This window comes from Streptomyces sp. 150FB, assembly GCF_000818195.1.
GTDB lineage: Bacteria > Actinomycetota > Actinomycetes > Streptomycetales > Streptomycetaceae > Streptomyces.
On record NZ_JTHL01000001.1, the window covers coordinates 3,113,886 to 3,136,582 of the forward strand.

At 70.3% G+C, this 22,697-nt stretch carries 18 protein-coding genes and 1 pseudogene; 10 read left to right on the forward strand and 9 right to left on the reverse strand.

Translation table 11 applies throughout. The features are described from left to right. The 4 genes from QR77_RS13215 to QR77_RS13230 form a co-directional block, all read left to right on the forward strand. The coding region (locus QR77_RS13215; RefSeq protein ID WP_269084330.1) for an FtsK/SpoIIIE domain-containing protein at window positions 1-2,189 on the forward strand (2,189 nt) is incomplete at its 5' end. Between the two features lie 309 nt (window positions 2,190-2,498). Further along, window positions 2,499-3,824 (forward strand): ABC transporter substrate-binding protein, encoded by a 1,326-nt coding sequence (locus QR77_RS13220; RefSeq protein WP_040021874.1) that lies wholly within the window; start codon window positions 2,499-2,501, stop codon window positions 3,822-3,824. A 5-nt stretch (window positions 3,825-3,829) separates the two neighbouring features. After that, on the forward strand, window positions 3,830-5,179 hold the full coding sequence (locus QR77_RS13225; RefSeq protein ID WP_078876644.1) for a sugar ABC transporter permease: 1,350 nt from the start codon (window positions 3,830-3,832) through the stop codon (window positions 5,177-5,179). After that, entirely contained in the window at window positions 5,176-6,057 is an 882-nt protein-coding gene (locus tag QR77_RS13230) for a carbohydrate ABC transporter permease (protein WP_040021876.1), read from the forward strand. The genes QR77_RS13225 and QR77_RS13230 overlap by 4 nt, the downstream gene beginning before the upstream one ends. A 123-nt stretch (window positions 6,058-6,180) precedes the next feature. Here QR77_RS13230 and QR77_RS13235 read toward each other — a convergent pair whose 3' ends face one another. After that, complete coding sequence (locus QR77_RS13235) at window positions 6,181-6,786, reverse strand: TetR/AcrR family transcriptional regulator (RefSeq protein ID WP_078876645.1); 606 nt, start codon at window positions 6,784-6,786, stop codon at window positions 6,181-6,183. Window positions 6,787-6,959: 173 nt separating this feature from the next. On the opposite strand from QR77_RS13235, the gene QR77_RS13240 reads away from it, so the two are divergent. Both QR77_RS13240 and QR77_RS13245 read left to right on the forward strand, forming a co-directional pair. Beyond that, on the forward strand, window positions 6,960-7,880 hold the full coding sequence (locus tag QR77_RS13240; RefSeq protein WP_040021878.1) for an ABC transporter permease: 921 nt from the start codon (window positions 6,960-6,962) through the stop codon (window positions 7,878-7,880). Next, window positions 7,873-8,649 carry an ABC transporter ATP-binding protein gene (locus QR77_RS13245; RefSeq protein ID WP_040021879.1) on the forward strand — a complete coding sequence of 259 codons (777 nt, stop codon included), beginning with the start codon at window positions 7,873-7,875 and terminating at the stop codon, window positions 8,647-8,649. The genes QR77_RS13240 and QR77_RS13245 overlap by 8 nt, the downstream gene beginning before the upstream one ends. Here the strand turns inward: QR77_RS13245 and QR77_RS13250 are convergent. After that, the gene (locus QR77_RS13250) at window positions 8,630-10,312 is read right to left on the reverse strand and encodes an FAD-dependent oxidoreductase (protein WP_052488714.1); all 1,683 of its coding nucleotides are present in this window, start codon (window positions 10,310-10,312) and stop codon (window positions 8,630-8,632) included. The two genes, QR77_RS13245 and QR77_RS13250, sit on opposite strands and share 20 nt — an antisense overlap. A gap of 47 nt (window positions 10,313-10,359) precedes the next feature. On the opposite strand from QR77_RS13250, the gene QR77_RS13255 reads away from it, so the two are divergent. Together QR77_RS13255 and QR77_RS13260 are read left to right on the forward strand one after the other, a co-directional pair. Continuing rightward, the gene (locus QR77_RS13255; protein WP_236710632.1) at window positions 10,360-11,049 is read left to right on the forward strand and encodes a TetR/AcrR family transcriptional regulator; all 690 of its coding nucleotides are present in this window, start codon (window positions 10,360-10,362) and stop codon (window positions 11,047-11,049) included. 89 nt (window positions 11,050-11,138) lie between these two features. Beyond that, window positions 11,139-11,960, forward strand: a complete 822-nt coding sequence (locus QR77_RS13260) for a nucleotidyltransferase (RefSeq protein WP_040021880.1) — start codon at window positions 11,139-11,141, stop codon at window positions 11,958-11,960. A gap of 50 nt (window positions 11,961-12,010) precedes the next feature. On the opposite strand, the gene QR77_RS13265 is transcribed toward QR77_RS13260, so the two are convergent. From QR77_RS13265 to QR77_RS13285, 5 genes are all read right to left on the reverse strand, one after another. Further along, window positions 12,011-13,594, reverse strand: a complete 1,584-nt coding sequence (locus QR77_RS13265) for a hypothetical protein (RefSeq protein ID WP_040021881.1) — start codon at window positions 13,592-13,594, stop codon at window positions 12,011-12,013. Window positions 13,595-13,817: 223 nt separating this feature from the next. Further along, entirely contained in the window at window positions 13,818-18,746 is a 4,929-nt protein-coding gene (locus tag QR77_RS13270; RefSeq protein WP_040021882.1) for an NAD-glutamate dehydrogenase, read from the reverse strand. A 384-nt stretch (window positions 18,747-19,130) separates the two neighbouring features. Further along, window positions 19,131-19,802, reverse strand: coding sequence for an HAD family hydrolase (locus QR77_RS13275; RefSeq protein ID WP_040021883.1), 672 nt, complete (start codon window positions 19,800-19,802; stop codon window positions 19,131-19,133). Window positions 19,803-19,861: 59 nt separating this feature from the next. Next, entirely contained in the window at window positions 19,862-20,368 is a 507-nt protein-coding gene (locus QR77_RS13280; protein ID WP_040021885.1) for a hypothetical protein, read from the reverse strand. A gap of 31 nt (window positions 20,369-20,399) precedes the next feature. Beyond that, window positions 20,400-20,717 carry a hypothetical protein gene (locus QR77_RS13285; RefSeq protein WP_040021887.1) on the reverse strand — a complete coding sequence of 106 codons (318 nt, stop codon included), beginning with the start codon at window positions 20,715-20,717 and terminating at the stop codon, window positions 20,400-20,402. Between QR77_RS13285 and QR77_RS13290 the strand changes: the two genes are divergently transcribed. After that, window positions 20,704-21,192: an Rv3235 family protein gene (locus QR77_RS13290; protein WP_052488715.1), complete on the forward strand. Its 489-nt coding sequence runs from the start codon at window positions 20,704-20,706 to the stop codon at window positions 21,190-21,192. The two genes, QR77_RS13285 and QR77_RS13290, sit on opposite strands and share 14 nt — an antisense overlap. Window positions 21,193-21,208: 16 nt before the next feature. Here QR77_RS13290 and QR77_RS43475 read toward each other — a convergent pair whose 3' ends face one another. Then, a complete protein-coding gene (locus QR77_RS43475; protein ID WP_236710634.1) occupies window positions 21,209-21,385 on the reverse strand; it encodes a hypothetical protein in 177 nt (58 codons plus the stop codon). A gap of 77 nt (window positions 21,386-21,462) precedes the next feature. On the opposite strand from QR77_RS43475, the gene QR77_RS49775 reads away from it, so the two are divergent. Further along, entirely contained in the window at window positions 21,463-21,591 is a 129-nt protein-coding gene (locus QR77_RS49775) for a hypothetical protein (protein ID WP_269084331.1), read from the forward strand. A gap of 128 nt (window positions 21,592-21,719) precedes the next feature. On the opposite strand, the pseudogene QR77_RS45025 reads toward QR77_RS49775, so the two are convergent. Continuing rightward, window positions 21,720-22,697 (reverse strand): annotated as a pseudogene (locus QR77_RS45025) (preprotein translocase subunit SecA); the annotation flags it as partial.

The following is a 22,697-nucleotide window of genomic DNA, read 5'->3' on the forward strand; positions in this document are numbered from 1 at the left end:
GCGAGGACGACGGGTCCCCCGAGTACACCGAGAGCGGTCCGGGCCCCCAGCGCCCCGCCGGGATGTCCGCGGCCGCCCCCCGCGCCGAGACCTGGCCCGACGCCGCCGAGATCCTGCTGACCGCGCTCGGCCCCGGCCCCCGGCTCTGGGAGCGCGACAGCGCCCACGCCGAGGCGCTCGTCGTCCGGCTCGGCACCGCCGACCGCCCGGCGTCCCCGGGAGCGGCCCCGCTGCTGTCGGTGCCGGTGACCGTGGGCCTGCGTGAGGCGGGTTCGCTGGGGCTGGCGGGCCCGAGGGAGCGGCTGACCGGGCTGGCGAGATCCGTGGTGGCCCAGCTCGCCGCGCTGCACTCGCCCACCGACCTGGAGATCGTGCTGATCAGCACGGACCGGATGACCGGCCCCGAGCAGCGCAGACAGGAATGGCAGTGGCTCGGCTGGCTGCCGCACGTACGCCCCGCGCACGGCCAGGACTGCCGGCTGCTGCTCGCCTTCGACCGTGACCAGGCCGCCGCCAGGACGGCGGAGCTGACGCGCCGGATCGACGAAGGACCGCTCGGCCCCGGCTGGGCCTCGGCGGACCACGCGACGGTCGCGGCGGCCGCAGCCCGGCACACCGGTCCGCACACGGTGGTGATCGTCGACGGCGACCCCGGTTCGGCGGCGCTGCGCGAGACGACGGCGCGGCTGGCGGCAGCGGGCTCGTCCGCCGGTATCCATGTGCTGTGTCTCGCCGAGACCCCCGCGGCCTCGCCGCTCTCGCCGGTGGCGGCGACGTACGAGTCGGCGTGCGCCGCGTCACTGCCCTTCCGCGAGTGCGGCGCCGTGGCGCTGCTGAGCGGCGATGTGGCCACCGCGCTGCGGCTGTTGCGCACCTCGGTGGGGCAGCCCGCGGGACACGGCACGCTCGCCGTGGTGGACGCGGTGTCGCCCGCCTGGGCCGAGCGGTTCGGCCGCGCGCTCGCGCCGCTGCGTACGGCCGCCACCGGCGGCGGCCACGGCAGGGCCACGGCGCTGCCGCAATCGGCGCGTCTCCTGGACGAGTTGGGCCTCGCGCGGGCCACCCCGGCGTCGCTGATGGCCCGTTGGGCGTCGGCCGCCGACCGTACGGGCGACTGCACCGCGGTGCTCGGCGCCGGGCCCCGGGGCCCGGTGAGCGTCGACCTCGTCGAGGAGGGCCCGCATCTGCTGATCGAGGGCCCGGCCGGCAGCGGCCGTACGGAACTGCTGCGTTCGGTGGCCGCCTCCCTGGCGGCGGCCGGCCGGCCGGACCGGCTCGGGCTGCTGCTGGTCGACGGCGCGGGCGGCGAGCGCGGCGAAGGCCTCGGCGTCTGTACGGAGTTGCCGCACGTCACGGAACACCTCGTCGCCAACGACCCGGTGCGGATGCGGGAGTTCGCCCAAGCGCTGGGCGCCGAGCTGAAGCGGCGCGCCGAACTGCTCGGCAGCGTCGGCTTCGCCGAGTGGCACAGCGGGCGTGAGGTGGCCGACCGGATGGTCGGCCGGCGCGCGCCGAGCGCGGCCGAGCAGCGCGCGGCGCGCAGGGGCGACCCCCGGATGACCGGGGTACCCGCCGACCAGCGTGACAGCCAGGACCCGGCGACCGGCTCCACGCTCAGGCTCCGCCCGCTGACGCCCGCCACCGGGCCCGAACCTGCCCCGCTGCCACGGCTCGTGGTGCTGGTGGACGACTACGACGCGCTGGTCGCGCCGGCGCTGGGCAGCCCGGGGCGGCCCGCCGCCGGTTCGGTCGTACGGGCGCTGGAGGCCGTCGCCAGGGACGGTGAGCGCCTCGGCGTACACCTCGTGGCGACCTCCGCCTGCCCGAACCGCACCGCCGACACGGAGCTGGCCCAGGGAGCCCGGCTGCGGGTCGTCCTGGACGCTCCGCCGACCGCGCCCACCCCGGAGGACCCGGCGCCGGGGCGCGGCAGGCTGGGGCGCCCTGAGGGCGGTGCGACGCCCTTCCAGGGCGGCCGCGTCACCGGCCGTATTCCCCGTACGTCCACGCTGCGTCCCACGGTGGTGCCCCTGGAGTGGGACCGGATGGGCGATCCGCCGACCCGCCGGCCGGTCCGTGAGCTGGGCAACGGACCGACCGATCTCGCTCTGCTCGCCAGCGCGTTGGAGCGCGCGGCCCGTTCGGTCGACGCCGTCCCTGTGGCCCCGCTGAGCCCCGCCCGTCCCTGAAGCCCCGGCGCACATCTGATGGCCCGTACACAGGTCCGTACCCAGGTGCGTACAAAGGTCCGCACAAAGGTCCGTACGGGCATCGCGCCACGTCACGAGCCCATCACGATCGACGAGTTGAGGCGCAAAACGCTATTGCGGCCCCTGTAGACCGGGCGTAGGACTGTCCGCACGGACGAGAGCGGCGCTGCTACGTCACGGCGCCGCCGGTCCGTATGCGTAGATCCATACGCGCACGGGAGAGACGGGGCACCAGTGAAGCGCACAACTCGCAGAGCACACCACGCACGTGGATCACAGAAGGCCGCGATGGCGCTCGTCGCCGTGGGGGCCCTGGCCCTGACCGCGTGCGGCGGCGGCTCGGACGACGACACCGAGCCGGGCAAGTCCACCGACAAGCCGGCCGCCTCCAGCGTCCAACTGCCCAAACTGAACGGCGAGAAGATCGAGGTCGCGGCCGTCTGGACCGGACCCGAGCAGACCAACTTCACCAAGGTCCTCACCGAGTTCGAGAAGCGCACGGGCGCCACCGTCACCTTCGTCCCGGCGCAGGACCCGATCGTCAACTTCCTCGGTACGAAGATCGCCGGCGGCAGCCCGCCCGACGTGGCGATGCTCCCGCAGGTCGGCGCGATCCAGCAGGCCGTGGCCAAGAAGTGGGTCAAGCCGGTGAACGCGCAGGTCAAGGCGGAGCTGGCGAAGAACTACAGCCAGGCCTGGCAGGATCTCGGCGCCGTGGACGGCACGCAGTACGGCGTGTACTTCAAGGCCGCCAACAAGTCGCTGGTCTGGTACAACAACGCCGCGTTCCAGAACGCGGGCGCGACCGCCCCGAAGACCTGGAAGGACTTCCTGGCGACGGCGGAGACCATTTCGGCCTCCGGCGTGACCCCGGTCTCGATCGGCGGCGCCGACGGCTGGACACTCACCGACTGGTTCGAGAACGTCTATCTCTCCCAGGCCGGTCCCGAGAAGTACGACCAGCTCGCCCAGCACAAGATCAAGTGGACGGACCCGTCCGTGAAGGACGCGCTGACCACGCTCGGCCAGCTCTTCGGCAAGCCGGACCTGATCGCGGGCGGCGCCGACGGCGCGCTCCAGACGGAGTTCCCGGCGTCCGTCACCCAGACGTTCACCGGCGGCGACGCCCCCAAGGCGGCCATGGTCGCCGCGGCCGACTTCGCGGGGACGAACGTCACCGAGGCGAAGGCCAAGGTCGGTACGGACGCGAAGATCTTCCCGTTCCCCGCGGTCGGCAGCGCAGCCCCCGTGGTCACCGGCGGCGACGCCGCCGTGGCCCTGAAGGACAGCAAGGGCGCCCAGGCGCTGCTGACCTTCCTCGCTTCCGCGGACGCGGCGAAGATCTCGGCCGAGGCGGGCGGCTTCATCTCCCCGAACAAGTCCCTGGACGTCGCCGCCTACCCGAACGACGTGCAGCGTGACATCGCGAAGGCGCTGATCAGCGCGGGCGACGACTTCCGCTTCGACATGTCGGACCAGATGCCGCAGTCGTTCGGCGGTACGCCCGGCAAGGGTGAGTGGAAGGACCTCCAGGACTTCCTGAAGAACCCGAAGGACGTCGCGGGGGCCCAGAAGCAGCTCGAGGCCGACGCCGCCAAGGCGTTCACGGGCTGAGTGATATGACGTCGACGATGACAGAGGGCGCCGCACCACCGGTGCCCTCTGTCAGTAAAAAACGTAAGAGCGTGACAGGCACACGTAAAACCATCGCGGTCGGCTTCCTGCTGCCCGCGCTCGTGCTGCTGGGCGCGCTCGTGGTCTACCCCATCGGGTTCTCCGTCTACCGTTCCTTCTTCGACAAGTCGGGAGGGACCTTCGCCGGGCTCGACAACTACGTCGAGATCTTCACCGACGACACCATCCTGACCGCCGTCAAGAACAATGTGATCTGGGTGATCGTGGCGCCCGTGGTCGCCACGGCGCTCGGGCTGATATTCGCCGTACTGACCGAACGCGTGCGCTGGGGCACGGCCTTCAAGATGGTCGTCTTCATGCCGATGGCGATCTCGATGCTCGCTTCGGGCATCATCTTCCGGCTGGTGTACGAGCAGGACCCGGAGCGCGGCATCGCCAACGCCGTCTGGGTCGGGGTGCACGACACCTTCGCCGAGTCGGCCGGCTTCCCCAAGGCGCATCCGCTGCCGGTCCATCCGCTGAAGCCGGCGGGCGGCGGCGCCTTCATCACGAAGACACCGGTCCACGCGGGTACGGCGGTCAGCCTCCCGCTGGTCGGTGTCGCACCGGCGAAGATGCCGTCCGCCGCGAAGCCCGCGAAGGCGGCGGCGCCGGGCGACGGCACGGTCAACGGCACGGCCTGGCTCGACTTCACCCCGGGCGGCGGCGGGAAACCGAACGTCATCGACCCGAAGGAGCTGGGCCTGCGCGGCATCAAGGTGGAGGCGGTCAAGGCCGGCAAGGTCGTCGCCTCCACGACGGCGGGCGACGACGGTACGTTCAGCCTCCCCGCCTCGGCGGACGGCGCCCAACTGCGGCTCCCGGAGGCGAACTTCAGGGAGCCGTACAACGGCGTCGAATGGCTCGGCCCCAACCTCGTGACGCCCGCCATCATCGGCAGCTACCTGTGGATGTGGGCCGGCTTCGCGATGGTGCTGATCGCGGCGGGACTCGCGGGCATGCCCCGTGAACTCCTCGAAGCCGCACGGGTCGACGGCGCCTCCGAGTGGCAGGTCTTCCGCAGAATCACCGTGCCCCTGCTGGCACCGGTCCTCGCGGTCGTCATGGTCACCCTCATGATCAATGTGTTGAAGATCTTCGACCTGGTCTTCATCATCGCGCCCGGCTCGTCGCAGGACGACGCGAACGTGCTGGCCCTCCAGCTCTACCGCTCGTCCTTCGGCACGGACGCCGACCTCGGCGTCGGCAGCGCGATCGCCGTACTGCTGCTCCTGCTGGTGATCCCGGTGATGCTCTTCAACGTACGCAGAATGCGAAAGGAGACGCGCCGATGACCATGAACGACGGTGTGGTCAAGGCGAAAATGTCCCTGGGAGCCCGGATCGCCGCCCGTACGGGAGGCACGCTGATGCGTGTCTTCCTGGTGCTCGTCGGCCTGTTCTGGCTGATGCCGACGATCGGGCTCTTCCTCTCCTCGCTGCGGGACTCCGCGGACATCAACGCGAGCGGCTGGTGGAAGATCTTCACCGCGCCCGCCCAGTTGACGGGCGAGAACTACTCGCGGCTGCTGGACAACAACACCATCACGCACTCGCTGCTCTCCACGATCGAGATCACCGTCCCGGCGACGCTGCTGGTCGTGGTGATCGGCTCGCTCGCCGGATACGCCTTCGCGTGGATGGACTTCCCCGGCCGGGACTGGTGGTTCCTGGTGGTCGTGGGGCTCCTGGTGGTGCCCGTACAGGTCGCGCTGGTGCCGGTGTCGAAGCTGTTCGGCGCGATCGGCATCTTCGAGACGACCTTCGGCGTGGTCATCTTCCATGTCGCCTTCGGACTGCCCTTCGCGATCTTCCTGTTGCGGAACTTCTTCGCGGAGATCCCGAAGGAACTCCTGGAGGCGGCGCGGCTGGACGGAGCGGGCGAGATCCGGCTGTTCACCCGGGTCGTGATGCCGCTGGGCGGTCCGGCGATCGCTTCGCTCGGGATCTTCCAGTTCCTCTGGGTCTGGAACGACATGCTGGTGGCGCTGGTCTTCGCCGACTCGAAGAACCCGCCGATCACCGTGGCGCTCCAGCAGCAGGTACGGCAGTTCGGCAACAACGTCGACGTGCTGGCGCCGGGCGCCTTCGTGTCGATGGTGATTCCGCTGGCGGTGTTCTTCATCTTCCAGCGGCAGTTCGTCGCCGGGGTGATGGCGGGAGCCGTCAAGTAGTGAGATAGGCAAGTAGTGAGGTAGGCAGGAGCAGTCAGTCAGGTGCCGGGCACGCCGTGGGTACGGCGTGCCCGTCGTCGTTCCTCGCGTGGGGCGCGCCCCGCCGGCGTCGGTCTCAGCGGCTCAGCGGCTCAGCGCCGCCACCGCCGAGGCCGCCAGGTCGTCCAGGTACCCCTTCGGCAGGTCGTTGCGTACGACCACCAGCCGCCAGTACAGCGGCCCCACCGTCAGATCCAGCGCCCGGTCGGGATCGGTCCCCTCGGGCAGCTCGCCCCGCGCCACCGCCTCCCGCACGATGACCGCGGCGATCCCCTGCTGTCCGTCCAGCAGCGCCGCCTTGATCGCGTCCGAGATCTCCGGGTGCCGCGCCGCCTCCACCAGCAGATCCGGGATCACCTGCGAGGCGACCGGATGGCGCAGCGCGTGCGAGGCCACCTCCAGCAGCGCCCGTACGTCCCCGTACAGCGACCCGGTGGCCGGCGCGGGCAGTCCCTGCGCGGCGAAGACCGACAGCAGGTCGAGAACGAGCGCGAGCTTGGACTTCCAGCGCCGGTAGACCGCCGTCTTGCCGACCCCGGCCCGGCGCGCGATGCCCTCGATGGACATCCGGGCGAACCCCACAGCGGCCAGTTCCTCGAAGACCGCCGCACGGATGGCGTCGGTCACGTCCTCCCGGAGCACGGCGGCTCCTGCGGGGACGCGGCGGGCGGTGCGCGGGTCCGTAGTCATAGGAGAGCAGCATACCGTCACACGTAGTGACGGCGCTTCGATCACGTCACGACGAAACGGTTGCGTTGCGACGCTCGTACTCGTACGCTCGCCGTAGCGACGATACGGACCCGTCCCATCGTCAGCGCGGATCCACCCCCCAACCGATCCAGCCACCGGCGAAAGCGACACCCGTGAGCCAGACGATCGCACCGACACCCCCGGACCGGACCACCACGCCCCACGGGACCGACTTGGCGGCCCTCGCCGCCGGCCACGGCCTCACCGTGAGCGGCGCCCGTCCCTCGCTGCCCGCCTACATACGCCAGCTCTGGTCGCGCAGGCACTTCATCACCGCGTTCGCGACCGCCCGGCTGACCGCCCAGTACAGCCAGGCGAAGCTGGGCCAGGTCTGGCAGATCATGACCCCGCTGCTGAACGCGACGGTCTACTACTTCATCTTCGGGGTGCTGCTCGGCACCAAGCGGAATGTGCCGGACTTCATCCCGTTCCTGGTGACGGGCGTCTTCATCTGGACGTTCACCCAGAGCGCCGTCATGGCGGGCACCCGGGCGATCTCCGCCAACCTCGGCCTCGTACGGGCCCTGCACTTCCCACGTGCCGCCCTGCCGATCTCGCTCGCCCTCCAGCAGCTCCAGCAGTTGCTGTTCTCGCTGGGCGCGCTGGCGGTGATCCTGGTCGCCTTCGGGCAGTACCCCACCCCGAGCTGGCTGCTCGCGATCCCGGCGCTGCTGCTCCAGTTCCTCTTCGGCACCGGTCTCTCGCTGTTCGTGGCGCGGCTGGGCGCGGAGACGCCGGACATCGCGCAGTTGACGCCGTTCATCCTGCGCACCTGGATGTACATCTCGGGCGTGATGTGGTCCATCGACAAGCTGACCAAGGGCAGTCATCTGCCGCACATCGTGGTGCTGGCCCTCCAGTACAACCCGGCGGGCCTCTTCATCGACCTGATGCGCTACGCCCTCATTTCGAGCTTCACCAGCAAGCAACTGCCCCCGCACGTCTGGCCCGTCGCGTTCGCCTGGGCCGTGGTCGTGGGCATCGGCGGATTTGTTTTCTTCTGGCAGGCGGAGGAGAAGTACGGACGTGGCTGACAACACCCCCACCCCCACCGTCGTCGCCGACGGTGTGCACATCACCTACAAGGTCCATGGCACGAAGGGCGGGAAGGGCAGTGCCACTTCCGCGCTCAGCCGGATGGTGACCCGCAAGGCCGCCCCCGGGATACGCGAGGTGCACGCCGTGAAGGGCGTCAGCTTCGCCGCGTACCGGGGCGAGGCCATCGGCCTGATCGGATCGAACGGATCGGGCAAGTCGACGCTGCTCAAGGCCGTCGCCGGGCTGCTGCCGCCGACGCAGGGCAGGATCTTCACACGGGGGCAGCCCTCGCTCCTCGGCGTCAACGCGGCGCTGATGGGCGATCTGACCGGCGAGCGCAACGTCATCCTCGGCGGGCTCGCGATGGGCATGTCCCGCGAGCAGATCCGGGAGCGCTACGACGGGATCGTGGAGTTCTCCGGCATCAACGACAAGGGTGACTTCATCTCGCTGCCGATGCGGACGTACTCCTCGGGCATGGGCGCCCGGCTGCGGTTCTCGATCGCCGCGGCCAAGACCCACGACGTCCTGCTGATCGACGAGGCGCTGTCCACGGGCGACGCCAAGTTCCAGCTCCGCAGCAAGGAACGGATCAACGAACTGCGCGCGGAGGCCGGCACCGTCTTCCTCGTCAGCCACAGCAACGGCACCATCACCGAGACGTGTGAGCGGGCGCTGTGGCTGGAGTCGGGGACGCTGCGGATGGACGGGCCGGCCGCCGAGGTGGTCGCCGCCTACGAGGAGTTCACGGGGAAGAAGAAGTAGCGGGGGCTGGGGTCGGGGCCTGGGCTTGGGCTTGGGCGGGGGCGCCGAACCAGCGGGTCAGAGCTTCGGTGAGCGCGTCGAGGGCGGCTTCCGAGGCGTCCGTACGATCCGCGTCGGCCGCCCACGCGGTGATCCCGTCCGGGCGTACGAGTAGCGCGGCCAGCTCCGGCCGGTCGGGGCAGGCGGCCGTGACGGTGTCGACGCGGTCGCCGTACCCCGTCGTACGCGCCCTGAGCGCGGGGTCGCCCGCGAGGTCGAGCAGCAGCCCGCGGCCGGCGCCCAGCAGTCCGGCGAGCCGGCCGTCCGAGCCACCATCGGCTTCAAGCGCCTTCACTTCGAGATCCGGCGCGCTGCGTCCGATCAGCTCGTGGTCGCCGGGCAGGTCGTACCGCTGGAGCACCCCGGAGATGCGCTTGACGAGATACGTGGTGCCCTCCGTCGTATCCGTCAGCCCTGCCACCACGTCGCGCAGGGCGTGCGTATGCGGTTCTGGGCGCATCAGCGCGACCTGGGCCCGGGTCCAGTCGAGCACCCACGCACCGATCGGGTGCCGCTCGGCCGTGTACGAGTCCAGCAGCCCTTCCGGCGCCCGGCCGCGTACCACGGCGGCGAGCTTCCAGCCGAGGTTCATCGCGTCCCCCACGCCCAGATTCAGCCCCTGACCGCCGAAGGGCGCGTGGACGTGCGCCGCGTCGCCGGCGAGCAGCACCCGGCCTGCACGGTAGTCGGTGACCTGCCGGGCGTTGTCGGTGAACCGGGTCGCCGTGTGCACCTTGGTGACCGTGACGTCCACGCCCGATACCGCCCGCATGCCGGCCTGCAACTCCTCCGCGGTGACAGGCGCTTCACGATCGGCGGGCGGTCCGTCGAACTCGACGGTGAGGACACGGGGCCCGGGACCGTTCGCGTACGTACCCGTCCTGGTCCAGTTCCAGCCCGGCTTCAGCTCCTCGGTGCCCGTCATCTCGACGATCGCCTGGTGGCCGGTGATCAGCGGAGGCGTTCCCGGGAAATCGAAACCGGCGAGCTTCCGGACCAGACTGCGGCCGCCGTCGCAGCCCACGAGCCAGCTCGCGCGCAGCGGCGCGAGCGCCTCGCCGCCGTCCGCGCGAGCGAGTCGCACGGTGACCCCGTCGTCCCCGGCTTCGAAGCCCGTCAGCTCGACGCCCCTGCGCAGTTCGACGCCCAGCAGCTCCGCCCGCTCAGCGAGCACGCGTTCGATCTCCTGCTGCGAGACGAAACCGACGTCGCCGGCCGGCCCCGCGCTCCGGAAGACGGGGTCCGAGTCGTCGAACCGGTCCGCGCGCAGCATGATCCCGGCGAAGTGCCCGGCGAACCTGGGCGGCGGGGCCTGGGCCTCGCTCCGGCTCCGGTCGGCCTCCTCCGGGTCCGCGTTCTCCTCCTGCTTCCACCGGAACGCCCGGAACTGCCGGAGGGCCTCCTCCTGCACCTCGGCGAGCGCGGGCAGCATCCCGCGCCGGTAGAAGGCCTCGGCCGTGGGGGTCGTGATCGACCCCGCCTTGATCGTCGGGTCCACCTCGGTGAGCCGCTCCAGGACGGTCACCCGGGCCCCGCCCAACCGGAGTTCACAGGCGAGCATCAGCCCCACGGGACCGCCCCCGACCACCACCACATCCACGTCTGTGCGTGCGTCCGCGTTCATGCATTTCACTATACTCACTAAAACTTTAGGCTCGCTACACTGACCTTGTGACCGACGAAACCCCCGCCCGGAAACCCGAGCCCGAACCCAGGACCCAGCCCGAGCGGCTCACCCTGCGGGAACGCAAGAAGCGGGAGACCCGGCAGCGGATCTCCGACGTGGCGACAACCCTGTTCGCCGCGCGCGGCTTCGACCAGGTGACGGTCGCCGAGGTGGCCGACGTCGCGAACGTCTCGGCCATGACGGTCTTCAACCACTTCGCGCGCAAGGAGGACCTGTTCCTCGACCGGATCCCCGAGGCGATCGAGATGTTCTCGACAGCCGTACGCGACCGGCAGCACGACGAATCACCGCTCGCCGCGCTGCGCCGCATGCTGCTGGCACTCCTCGACGAAAGGCACCCGCTGTCGGGGGTGGCTGACAGGTTCACCGGCTTCTGGCAGATCGTCATCGACTCGCCCGCTCTCCGGGCGCGGGCGCGCGAGGGCGTCGACGAGGTGGAGCGCGCGGTCGAAACCGCGCTGGCGGAGACGGGCCTGCCACCGGCCGACGCCCACCTCGTAGCGGCCCTGGCGATCGCCTCATACCGCTCGGTCTACCTCACCACCGCCCGAAGGTTGCTCGCCGGCGAGCACGCCGACGACCTGGCCGACGACCACCGCGCCAGACTGAACGACGCCCTCGACATCCTGGAGCGAGCCCTGGCCCCCGAGCGGCTCTCCCCCGGGCCCTCGTAAGAAGCCGCTCTCCCGAGCCTCGGCCCCTCGGACCTCGGCTCCTCGGAAATCGGCTCGGCAGCACGCAGTGGAACAGGCACAGTGACCTCATGAGCGAATCAGGGCTGGCCCACGACGGAACGATCGCACGCGAAGGCGCACTGGACCGAGTGCCGGCGGCGTTCGCCCCCGTCGTGGACGCCGCTCGCACGCGGATCGCCGAGACGTTCGACGGCGGGCGGCTGCACAGCGCCTATGTCTACGGCAGCATCCCTCGGGGCACCGCCATCCCCGGAGTCTCCGACCTCGACCTTCAACTCGCCCTTCACCACGAGCCCACCGAAGCCGACCACGCCGACGCCAGGGCGATCGAGGCCGCACTCGACCACGCTTACCCCCAGATCGATGGCGTCGGCACCCTGCTGACCAGCACACACGCTCTGCTCAGCGATCTCGAACGCCACGACGCCGGGTTCTTCCTCGCCTGCTTGTGCACCCCGCTGCTCGGCCCCGACCTCGCTGAACGGCTTCCCCGCTACCGCCCCACCACCCTGCTCGCCCGCGAAACGAACGGCGACCTCGCCCTCGCGCTGAAACGCTGGCGCATCCGGGCCGCCGAAGCCGTCACTGACGCCGATCGCCGGGCCCTCAGCCGCGTGGCCGCACGGCGCATCGTGCGCACAGGATTCACTCTGGTCATGCCCCGCTGGGGCGGCTGGACCAGCGACCTCAATGAATCCGCCGAACTCTTCGGCCGCTATTACCCCGAGCGCGGAGAGCAGATGCGTACCGCGGCGACCATCGGCCGCACCCCCTCGGCCGATCCGGCGGTACTCAGCACACTCATCGACGACCTGGGACCCTGGCTCGCCGCCGAATACACCGCCGTGCACGGCGAGAAGAGACCCCGACCACTGGAAAACGGTTCCTGACCTTGTCGTTCACGGACCGAGGTCGAATGCGGCTCGCGATAACGACAGCCTCAGGCCGAGGACAGTTGTTCTGCTATCTCCTTGACCCAAGCGGCGCTCTTCGCCGGGTCGTTGAGGGAGTTCGCCCACTCGTCCGGGGTCAGCCGGTGCTTGGCGGGGCCTGCCTTGAGAGCGATGAGAAGGACTCTGGCCGAGTCCCGCATCTCGGCCGTTGTGTCGCCGCTCCCCTTGATGTCCGCGCCAGCCGCCAATCCGTACAGTTTGCGCGCCATCGCCTGGCGTTCACCGTTCGCCACCTTCTTCCAGAACTTCAGGGCCTCCTTCAGCGCGTCCTCCCGTGAGGCGGGCTCCGCCGGGGTCTCGTCCGCCGCCGCCCAGCGCTCGGGGTGGCGGGCCCCGTCGTAGCGCTTCTTGCCCGCGCGGCCCGCCCGGTAGGCGGTGACCCCGAGGATGAGGCCGGCCGCGCCCGCGGCGAGGCCCCAGCCGACCGGGTTGCTCGCCAGTCCGGCTCCTCCCGCCGTGGCAGCGACCGCCGTCACGATGCCGCCCGCGGCCTTGGTGGACTCGCCCACAGCGGTGAGGGCCTGCTTGCCCATCTTGTTGCGCTGCTTGCCGAGCGCGTACGTGTGCACCGTGTCCATCGTGTTCACGTCTTCGGCGCGCCGGACGTCTCTGGCGGCGTCACGGGCGCCGCCCATCGCCGCCCAGGCCGCGTCGATGGCCTCGGATACGCGCTCCAGCCGGTCATCGCCCTCGTGGCCCCAGTGGGCGTCCAGTGCGACGTACGCCTCGGCCGCGGCCCATTCGGCCTGCTCCCGGCCCTGGTTCAGCCGGGCCAGTGCCCCGTCCTCGGTGCGGCCGGGCTTTCCCAGCCCTTTCAGCGCACTGTATTTGCGGGCCGTCAGGCCGAAGCGGCCCGCCGCACGGGCGCCCTTCACCGCGCCGACAGCGCTGGAGCCGATACCGCTCGCCTCGCCCGCCGCCATGGCGTGCGCGGCCTTCTGGGCCTTGGTCAGTTCCTTGGCGATACCGAGGGCGTAGTTTCCCGCGCCGGCCGCGCTGACGACCGCGTCGGCCGTTTTGGAGTTGGACTTCTTGTCCGCTCCGTGGAAGGCGGCCCCGCTCTTGTACTTCTTGGCGTCCTTCTTGGCCTTGGCCGCCTCCATGCCACTGAGTACGGCGCCGGCGGTCTCCGTGACGAGGTTCTCCGAAGCGGCGGCGGTCCCCGAGGAGCCGGTGGAGTGTTTGAGGCCGTCGCTGACCGTGGCGGAGGCCTGCTGGGAGAAGCCCGCGTTGGCGGGGACATGGACGCCCTTGACGAAGGTGTCGATGAATTCGAGATTCTTCTTGAGCTTGTCGAGGACCGCGGCGATCCGGTCGCGATAACTCTTCGCTCCGGTGGATCCGGTGGCCGCGTTGCCGTTCCCCGGTGCCTTTCCCTTCGCCGTGCCCCTGGCGCGCTGCACCGCCGCGGTCGCGGCTCGGTTGCCGGCGCTGGACTGGATCTCGACGAGGGCGCGCTCCACCGGGTTTTTCGACGGACTCCCGGACCGGCTCCGGTCCGGGCGCTGCCGGACCGGCGTCAGGGCAGCCACCGACTGCCGAGGTGAGGTACGGCGGACCGGGGTGCTCATGGACGTACCTCTCCTGTGCCGGACCAGGGCGAGTGGAGAGTAGCCAGGCGCCTCTAACAGAAGGGGTACAGCGGGGGGATTCTTCACGGATGGCACGAAACGCGTTGTGGTGGATTCAATGGACGACAAGTTGAGGCCGCGTACGCGGAAGAGGGGCGCCCGGCGGTGAGCCGGGCGCCCCTCTCTCGTTCAGGCGTTCATCAGGCGCGTTTCAGGCGCGCCGTCAGCTATGCGTACGCAGCAGCGTCCTCATCGTGCGCATCGCGACCGACAGGTTCGCCAGGTCGAAGGAGTCCGAGCTCTGGATCTCCTCCAGCGTCGCGCGCGAGCGTCCGAGGATCGCCGCGTTCTTCTGCTCCCAGGCCCTGTACCGCTCCTCGGGCGTCGAGTTGTCGTCCCCGACGGCCAGTACGTCGGACGTCAGCGCCGCGTGCGCCGCGTACAGGTCCTCGCGGATCGACGCGCGCGCCATGGACTGCCAGCGGTCGGCGCGCGGCAGTTCGACGATGCGGTCCATGAGCTGGCTGATCTTCAGCCGGTCACCGAGGTCGTAGTACACCTCGGCGACCCTCAGCGGGCCCTGCGCCGTACGGTCGGCGATCGCGACGATGTCCAGCGTCGAGAAGGCCGACGAGAATCCGGCGACCCGTACGGCCAGCTCCTCGGGAGCGCCCGCGTCGGTCAGCTCCTTCACCAGGCGCTGGTACCACGCCAGTTCGGCGCCGAGCAGCATCGTCGGCATCTGCGCCGAGACCTCCTCCACACCGGCGGCGAAGAACTTGATGGTCCCGGCGATCTCGATCGGCTGCGGGCGGTTGCCGAGCAGCCAGCGTGTACCGCGCTCGACCAGACGGCGCGAGTGCAGCCTGATCCGGGTCTGGACGGCGGCCGAGACCTTGTTGTCCAGGGCCTCGACGGCGTCCCAGCACTCGCTGAGTCCGAAGATCCCCCGGGCCGCCGTGTGCGCCCGTACGATCTCCTCGATCGACGCCCCTGTCTCCTCGCGCAGCCGGTGCAGGAAGGTCGAACCGCCCGCGTTCACCGTGTCGTTGACCAGCACCGTGGTGATGATCTCGCGGCGCAGCGCGTGCGTGTCGATCTGCTCGGCGTACTTCTCGCGCAGCGGCGCCGGGAAGTACGCGTGCAGCAGCTTGATCAGGTAGGGGTCGTCGGGCAGGTCCGTGTGGATCAGTTCTTCGGCGACCGTGATCTTCGTGTAGGCGAGCAGCACGGCCAGCTCGGGCTGGGACAGGCCCTTGCCGCTGTTCAGCAGGTCGCGGACCTGCCGGTCGGTCGGCAGGAACTCCAGCGCCCGGTCGAGGTGCCCGTCGCGCACCAGACGGCGCATGTAGCGCTGGTGTGCGTGGAGCAGCGAAGGGGCCTGCGTGACGGCGTTGGCGAGGGCGGTGTTCTGCGCGTAGTTGTTGCGCAGCACCAGCGTGCCGACCTCGTCGGTCATCGCGAGGAGCAGCTTGTTGCGCTGCTTGACGGTCATGTCACCGCTGGTGACCAGGCCGTTGAGCAGGATCTTGATGTTCACCTCGTGGTCGGAGGTGTCGACGCCCGCGCTGTTGTCGATGGCGTCGGTGTTGATCCTGCCGCCTTCGCCGCCCGCGCCGCGCCTGGCGAACTCGATACGGCCGAGCTGGGTCAGGCCCAGGTTGCCGCCCTCGCCGACGACCTTGGCCCTGACGTCCTCGCCGTTGACCCGGATCGCGTCGTTGGCCTTGTCGCCGACGTCGGCGTTCGACTCGGTGGACGCCTTGACGTACGTACCGATGCCGCCGTTCCACAGCAGGTCGACCGGGGCGCCGAGGATCGCCTTCATCAGGTCGGCCGGTGTCAGCTTGCTGACTCCGGGCTCGATGCCGAGCGCCTCGCGCACATGCGCGTTGACCGCGATCGACTTGGCCGTACGGGGGTGGATGCCACCGCCCGGCGAGAGCAGCTTCTTGTCGTAGTCGGCCCACGAGGAGCGCGGCAGGTCGAACAGCCGGCGGCGCTCCGGATACGAGGTCGCCGCGTTCGGCTCCGGGTCGATGAAGATGTGCCGGTGGTCGAAGGCGGCGACGAGCCTGATGTGCTCGGAGAGCAGCATGCCGTTGCCGAAGACGTCACCGGACATGTCACCGACGCCGACGACCGTGAAGTCCTCGGTCTGGGTGTCGTGGTCCAGCTCGCGGAAGTGCCGCTCGACGGACTCCCAGGCGCCGCGCGCCGTGATGCCCATGCCCTTGTGGTCGTAACCGGCGCTGCCGCCGGAGGCGAAGGCGTCGCCCATCCAGAAGTTGTAGGCGACGGCGACGTCGTTCGCGATGTCGGAGAAGGTCGCTGTGCCCTTGTCGGCGGCGACGACGAGATACGTGTCGTCCTCGTCGTGGCGGACCACGTCCTTCGGCGGCACGACCTCGCCCGCCACCAGGTTGTCCGTGATGTCGAGCAGCGCCGAGATGAAGATCTTGTACGACGCGATGCCCTCGGCGAGCCAGGCGTCGCGGTCGGCGGCCGGGTCGGGGAGCTGCTTGGCGACGAAGCCGCCCTTGGCGCCGACCGGCACGATCACGGTGTTCTTGACCATCTGCGCCTTGACCAGGCCGAGGATCTCCGTACGGAAGTCCTCACGCCGGTCGGACCAGCGCAGCCCGCCGCGCGCGACCTTGCCGAAGCGCAGGTGCACACCCTCCAGGCGCGGGGAGTAGACCCAGATCTCGTACGCGGGACGGGGCGCCGGCAGGTCGGGGATGGCCTGCGGGTCGAACTTCATCGACACGTAGCTGTGCTGGTCCCCGCTGTCGGCCTGCTGGAAGAAGTTGGTGCGCAGCGTGGCCTTGATCAGGGTGAGGAAGGAGCGCAGGATGCGGTCCTCGTCGAGGCTCGCGACCTGGTCGAGCGCCCCGTCCAGCTCCTCCAGCAGTCCGTCGGTCAGCTCCGTGCCGGCGCGCTGGCGGCCCGGCGACATCCTGGCCTCGAAGAGCGAGACCAGCAGCCTGGCGGTGTGGACGTTGGTACGGAGGGTGTCCTCCATGTAGTCCTGGCTGAAGGTCGAACCCGACTGGCGCAGGTACTTGGCGTACGCGCGGAGCACCATCGCCTGACGCCAGCTCAGCCCGGCCCGCAGGACGAGGGAGTTGAAGCCGTCGTTCTCGGCGGCGCCGGTCCAGACGGCGGCGAAGGCGTCCTGGAAGCGTTCGCGCGCGTCGTCGGCCGGGTAACCGCCGCCGCCGGTCACGCCCTTGGGCATGCGCAGGCCGAAGTCGTAGATCCACGCGTGGGTACGGTCGGCGCAGCGCAGCTCGTACGGCCGCTCGTCGACGACCTCGCAGCCGAGCCGCTGGAGCACCGGCAGCACGGCCGAGAGCGAGACCTGCTCGCCCGCGCGGTAGATCTTGAAGCGGCGCTCGTCGGGTCCGGCGCCGACGGGCTCGTACAGCGAGAGCGCGAAGTCCTTGTCCGTGGCGTCGAGCGCTTCGAGGTGGACGAGGTCGGCGACGGCGGACCTGGCGCTGTGGTCGGCCTTGTAGCCCTCGGGGAAGGCGTTGCCGTAACGGCGCAGCAGCTCGGCGGCGCGCTCCTCGCCGAATTCGGCGTTGAGCGCCTCGCCGAAGCCGTCGGCCCAGGAGCGCGCGGCCTCGACGAGCCTGGCCTCGATCCGCTCGGTGTCGGCGTCGGTCAACTGGGTCAGCTCGGTGCCGGTCGGGACGCGTACGACGAAGTGGAGCCTGGAGAGAACCGATTCTGTGTTCCAGGCGGTGAAGTCGACGCTGGTGCCGCCCAGCTCCTCCTTGAGGATGTCGACCAGCCGCAGCCGGACGCCGGTGGTGTAGCGGTCACGCGGCAGGTAGACGAGGGCGGAGTAGTAGCGCCCGTACTCGTCCTGGCGCAGGTAGAGCCGCAGCCGCCTGCGCTCCTGGAGGTAGAGCACGCTGGTGACGATCGTACGGAGCTGGTCGGGCGGCGTCTGGAACAGCTCGTCGCGCGGGTACGTCTCCAGGATCTGCATCAGGTCGCGGCCGTCGTGGCTGTTGGGCGAGACGCCGGCGCCTTCGAGGACCTCGGCGACCTTGCGGCGGACCACGGGCACCCGGCGTACGGACTCGGTGTAGGCGGCGGAGGAGAAGAGCCCGAGGAAGCGGCGCTCCCCGATGACGGTGCCCTTGTCGTCGAACTTCTTGACGCCCACGTAGTCGAGGTAGCTCGGCCGGTGGACGGTGGAGCGGCTGTTGGCCTTGGTGAGGACGAGCAGCTTGTGCTCACGGGCCTTGGCGCGGGCGTCGGCGGGCAGCCTGCTGAAGGAGGGGCTGGCCGGGTGGTCCTCGTCCTCGCTGTGGTGCGGGTCGGCGCGGAGGATGCCCAGACCGGTGCCGGGCACGGCGGTCAGGGAGTCGTTGTCCGTCAGCTCGTACTCGCGGTAGCCGAGGAAGGTGAAGTGGTCGCCGGCGAGCCAGCGCAGCAGCTCACGGGCCTCCTCCAGCTCCTCGTCGCTCAGGTCGGGCGCGGTCGGCTCGGTGGGCAGCTCGTCGGCGATGCGCAGCGCGGAGCCGCGCATCTTGTCCCAGTCCTCGACGGTCTCGCGTACGTCGGACAGGACGCGCAGCAGGTCCAAGGTGATCTGCTTGAGGTCGGAGCGGTCGGACTCGCGGTCCACCTCTACGTGGATCCAGCTCTCGGCGAGGGTGTCGTGCGCGCGGTCCGCGTCGTCGCCGGGACCGTCGGGGAGCACTTCGATCAGCTTGCCGGTGATGTCCCGGCGGACGAAGATCTGCGGGTGGATCACCGCGTGGATGCCGCGGCCCTGACGCGAGAGTTCGTTGGTGACGGAGTCCACGAGGAACGGCATGTCGTCCGTCACGACCTCGACGACGGAGTGGCTGCACGTCCACCCGTTCTCCTCGACCGTCGGGGTGTAGACGCGCACGTTGGCCGTGCCCTGCGGCCGATTCGCGGCCAAGCGGAAATGCGACAGCGCCGGGCCGAAGATGTCGACGGGATCGCGGCCGCTCAGGTCCTCCGTCGCGGTGTGCAGGTAGTAGCGCTGGAGGTAGGCGAGAAGCACGTCCTTGTCGGGACGTCCCTCGCTTTCCGACCCGGTCTCAGCGACCCGGGCCGCCCGTGCGAGCAGCTCAGCCTTGGCTTCGTCCAGCTTGGTCTGCATGTTCTTCTCTGGCTCCTGTCGCGCGCCGTTGCGTGACGTAGGTGAGGGATGCGGCAACGCCACGACGCGGGTTTTCCTGTCAAGGACGACGTTATGCCGCAGGGAGAGATCTCCGGAGCTCTATTGGCTTTTTTCAGCCGGTCCGGGTACGGGAGATCGGCGATCGCCCGAGCGCTGTGGCACTCCGGGCGCAGGCCGGGGGCTGCACTGCCCCCTCCACGTATCGCGCTGATCACGGACCCCAGGGTATCTCCGACAGAGCCTCCGTCATTAGCCGCACGGCACAAAAGGAGCGGGGGAAGTTTGACGGTTCGGACAGAGACGGTCCCCCGCGTAACGGCCCGTCAGCAACCCCTGTCCCTCAGTCCCCGGGAGAGCGCGCCCTCAGTCCCCGAGAGAGCGCGCCATCTCCACCGCCTCGGCGAGGCTGTCCACCACCGGCACCCCGACCGCCTCCAGGCTGGCCCTGCTGTTCGAACCACCGGTGTACAGCACGGCCCGCGCGCCCACATGTGCCGCGGCGACCGCGTCGTCGACCGCGTCGCCGATCACCACCGTACGCAACGGGGATATCGAGCCCGTCGCCGCCAGCGCGGTCAGATGGCGCTCCATGTGCAGCGCCTTGCTGCCGCCCGAAGGGCCCGTACGGCCGTCGACGCGGACGAAGTGGGGTTCGATCCCGTAGCCCCGCACCACCGGGACCAGTTCGTCGTGTCCGTACATGCTCAGCAGTGACTGGCTGCTCCCGGCCAGCGCCCACTGCGTGAGCAGCTCCTCGACGCCCTCCGTCAGCGCGCAGTTGACGCGCTGTTCGGTGTAGTGGCGGTGGAAGGACGCGTCGAGTATCTGCCATTCGGCGGCGGTCGGCGCGCGGTTCATCAGGCGCTCGTAGAACAGCGGGATCGGCACGCAGTACAGCTCGCGGTAGCGCTCCAGCGTGATCGGCTCATGGCCGATCTCGGCGAAGGAGGCGTTGGTCGCCGCGATGACGGCGTGTATGTCGTCGAGCAGTGTGCCGTTCCAGTCCCAGACCAGATGCGTGGTGTGCTTCGCCATGCGAAAACGGTACCGGCCGGGTCTGACAACGGAGGTGCGGGGCCTCTTCGCCGGGCCGTTCAGCCCACCAGGTGCGGGATCTCCTGGGCGTCGTACCAGAGCAGTTCGTGGTCCTCGGCGCCGTCCACGGTGAACTGCGCGTCGTCGTCACCGTGGTCGGCGGCTCCCAGCGCCGCCGCGGCGGCCGACACATCGGCGTCGGCGTCCTCGGCGTCGACATGCACGGCCGCCGCCTTGGTCAGCGGCACCGCCGAGGCGAGCCGCACCTCGCCGAGCGCGCCGGAGTCGAGCCCCCGGTCGGGGTCGGAGACCGCTTCCCTGTCCGGTACGTCGACCGCGACGACCACCCGGCGGCGCACCGCGTCCGGCAGGGCGGCGAGCAGCCGCAGCGAGGCGGCTGCGGCGCGGTTGAGGGCCGCGTACTCCAGCTCCTCGATGTCGTCGGAGACGTACCACTCGCGCAGGCCCGGTGTCACCGCGTAGGCGGTCAGGGGGCCGGGACCCAGCTCGCCCGTCTTGTACGCCTCCGCGAGACCGGGAAGAGTCAAGGGCACATAGACGCGCATGAGGGGGTCGCTTTCGTAGTCGGAAGAGCACCTAAGGATACGTGCGGCGATCGCTCTTCGGGATGACGCCGGGGGAGCCTGCGGGCGTCCACCGCGTACCGCGTCCCACCGCCTCTCCCGGGCACGGGACGGTCTGTTCTCCACCCGGATAGGTGATCGCGATCGCGGCACGGGCGTCCACGGACGGCCCTTGCGGGGCCGCTGTACCGGCCCGTAGAAGGTCCCCAACGAAGTTACCGCCGGGTATCCGGATCCCGGCGGCGTGAACGGGGGCGATCTGCGTGAAGACGACCGGCACCACCACGTCCAGCACATCCAGCACGTCCAGCACGTCCGTGAGGTCCGGCACGTCCGTCACCTCCGCGGCCCGGACCCGGCGGCCACCGGGTCGAGGCGACCGGCGGGGACCCGGTCCCGGCTCCGGGCGCCCCCTGCGGCGGCCTGGCGCCACCCAGCCGCACGAACTCTTCGCCGAACGGCTGCGGGCCGTCCTCAGCGGCCGCCGCCCCGTCCACTGGATGCTCGGCCAGACCGTCGGGGTGGCGTACGAGCAACTCGTCCGGCTCGCCCCGGGCACCCCGCTCAGGGCCAGGGGCACCGACCCCGTCGTCCGCGCCTGCCGCTACTTCCGCCCCGGGCCCGGTGTGGTGGAGGCGGCGGCCAGCATCGCGGCGGGCGACCAGGTACGCGCCATGGCGTTCCGGCTGGAGCAGGGCGCCGACCTGCGCTGGCGGTGCGCGGCGGTGGAGATCGGCGGAGACCGCGCCGGAGCGGCAGGAGGCGCGGAGGGCGCCGTGGATGCCGACCCGGCCGCCGAGTCCTAGGCGGGTCGAATCCGCGTCAGGACCGGGGGTGCAGCAGCTTGCCGAGCAGAGCGGAGAGCTGCGTGCGTTCGGCGGGGGTGAGGGCCTGGAAGGTGCCGTCCAGGAACGCGGGGACGGCACCTTCGGCCCGGGCGAGCAGCTCCCGGCCGGAGTCGGTGACCGAGAACATCCACCGGGTCCCCGCGTTCGTCATATCCGCGGTGGAAGGACGCACCGACCACGCCCCGGTTGACCGTGCAGGCGGGGGCCTGGGGATCGATCCTGCCTGCCGTGTGGAGTTTCATGCCGGCCGCGCTCATCCCGCTCGCCCACACGATCGGCACCGACTTCAAGCCGGCGGTCCGCCGGATTCCGCGCGAGCAGGTCCTGCGCTGGGACCGGTGGGAACAGAACGACTGAACGCGTACGGGGCTGCTCAACGCGTACGGGCCGGGGCGCGCACCGTGAAAGTGCGCGCCCCGGCCCGTACCGGCCGACAGTGTCCCGGAGCGCCGAAGCCCCCGAAGGGAGGCTCCAGGATTCCCGGACTACTTCTTGCGGCGGCGACCGCCGCTCTTCTGCGCGGCCTTGCGGCGCTCGGCCCGCGTCATACCGTCCGACGTGGAGCGGGTCGGCCCGTCCGCGCTCTGGTAGTCACCCTCGAACTCGCCCTCGACGACACCGCCCTCGCCGTCCACGGAGGGCGCCGAGAAGTGCAGCCTCTCGTTGCGCTGCGGGGCCTCCAGCCCCTTGGCGCGGATCTCCGTACGCGCACCGCCGGCCGAGGCGCCCGCGGGCACCGCGCCCTCCTTGGCGAGCGAGGTGGTGGGCTCGGCCGCGTCCTGCACCGGAACCTCCTCGACCTGCTGCTCGACCTGGACCTCCAGGTTGAACAGGTAGCCGACGGACTCCTCCTTGATGCCGTCCATCATGGCGTTGAACATGTCGAAGCCCTCACGCTGATACTCGATCAGCGGGTCCTTCTGGGCCATCGCGCGCAGGCCGATGCCCTCCTGGAGATAGTCCATCTCGTAGAGGTGCTCACGCCACTTGCGGTCCAGGACCGACAGCACCACGCGCCGCTCCAGCTCGCGCATGATGTCCGAGCTGAGCTGGTTCTCGCGGTCCTCGTACTGCTCGTGGATGTCGTCCTTGATGGACTCGGCGATGAAGTCGGAGGTGATCCCCGCGCGGTCGCCCGCGGCGTCCTCCAGCTCCTCCACGGTGACCTTCACCGGGTAGAGCTGCTTGAAGGCGCCCCACAGCCGGTCGAGGTCCCACTCCTCGGCGAAGCCCTCGACGGTCTCCGCCTGGATGTACGCGTCGATCGTGTCGTCCATGAAGTGGCGCACCTGCTCGTGCAGGTCCTCGCCCTCCAGGACGCGGCGGCGCTCCCCGTAGATGACCTGACGCTGCCGGTTGAGGACCTCGTCGTACTTCAGGACGTTCTTACGCGTCTCGAAGTTCTGCTGCTCGACCTGCGACTGCGCCGAGGCGATGGCGCGGGGTGACCATCTTGTTCTCGA

What these genes read in the sequence shown, in the direction of transcription:
- QR77_RS13220 (WP_040021874.1), top strand. Translation starts at nt 2,499, where the DNA reads ATGGCGCTCGTCGCCGTGGGGGCCCTGGCCCTGACCGCGTGCGGCGGC.
- QR77_RS13225 (WP_078876644.1), top strand. Translation starts at nt 3,830, where the DNA reads ATGACGTCGACGATGACAGAGGGCGCCGCACCACCGGTGCCCTCTGTC.
- QR77_RS13230 (WP_040021876.1), top strand. Translation starts at nt 5,176, where the DNA reads ATGACCATGAACGACGGTGTGGTCAAGGCGAAAATGTCCCTGGGAGCC.
- QR77_RS13235 (WP_078876645.1), bottom strand. Translation starts at nt 6,786, where the DNA reads ATGACTACGGACCCGCGCACCGCCCGCCGCGTCCCCGCAGGAGCCGCC.
- QR77_RS13250 (WP_052488714.1), bottom strand. Translation starts at nt 10,312, where the DNA reads ATGAACGCGGACGCACGCACAGACGTGGATGTGGTGGTGGTCGGGGGC.
- QR77_RS13260 (WP_040021880.1), top strand. Translation starts at nt 11,139, where the DNA reads ATGAGCGAATCAGGGCTGGCCCACGACGGAACGATCGCACGCGAAGGC.
- QR77_RS13265 (WP_040021881.1), bottom strand. Translation starts at nt 13,594, where the DNA reads ATGAGCACCCCGGTCCGCCGTACCTCACCTCGGCAGTCGGTGGCTGCC.
- QR77_RS13270 (WP_040021882.1), bottom strand. Translation starts at nt 18,746, where the DNA reads ATGCAGACCAAGCTGGACGAAGCCAAGGCTGAGCTGCTCGCACGGGCG.
- QR77_RS13275 (WP_040021883.1), bottom strand. Translation starts at nt 19,802, where the DNA reads ATGGCGAAGCACACCACGCATCTGGTCTGGGACTGGAACGGCACACTG.
- QR77_RS13280 (WP_040021885.1), bottom strand. Translation starts at nt 20,368, where the DNA reads ATGCGCGTCTATGTGCCCTTGACTCTTCCCGGTCTCGCGGAGGCGTAC.
- QR77_RS43475 (WP_236710634.1), bottom strand. Translation starts at nt 21,385, where the DNA reads ATGACGAACGCGGGGACCCGGTGGATGTTCTCGGTCACCGACTCCGGC.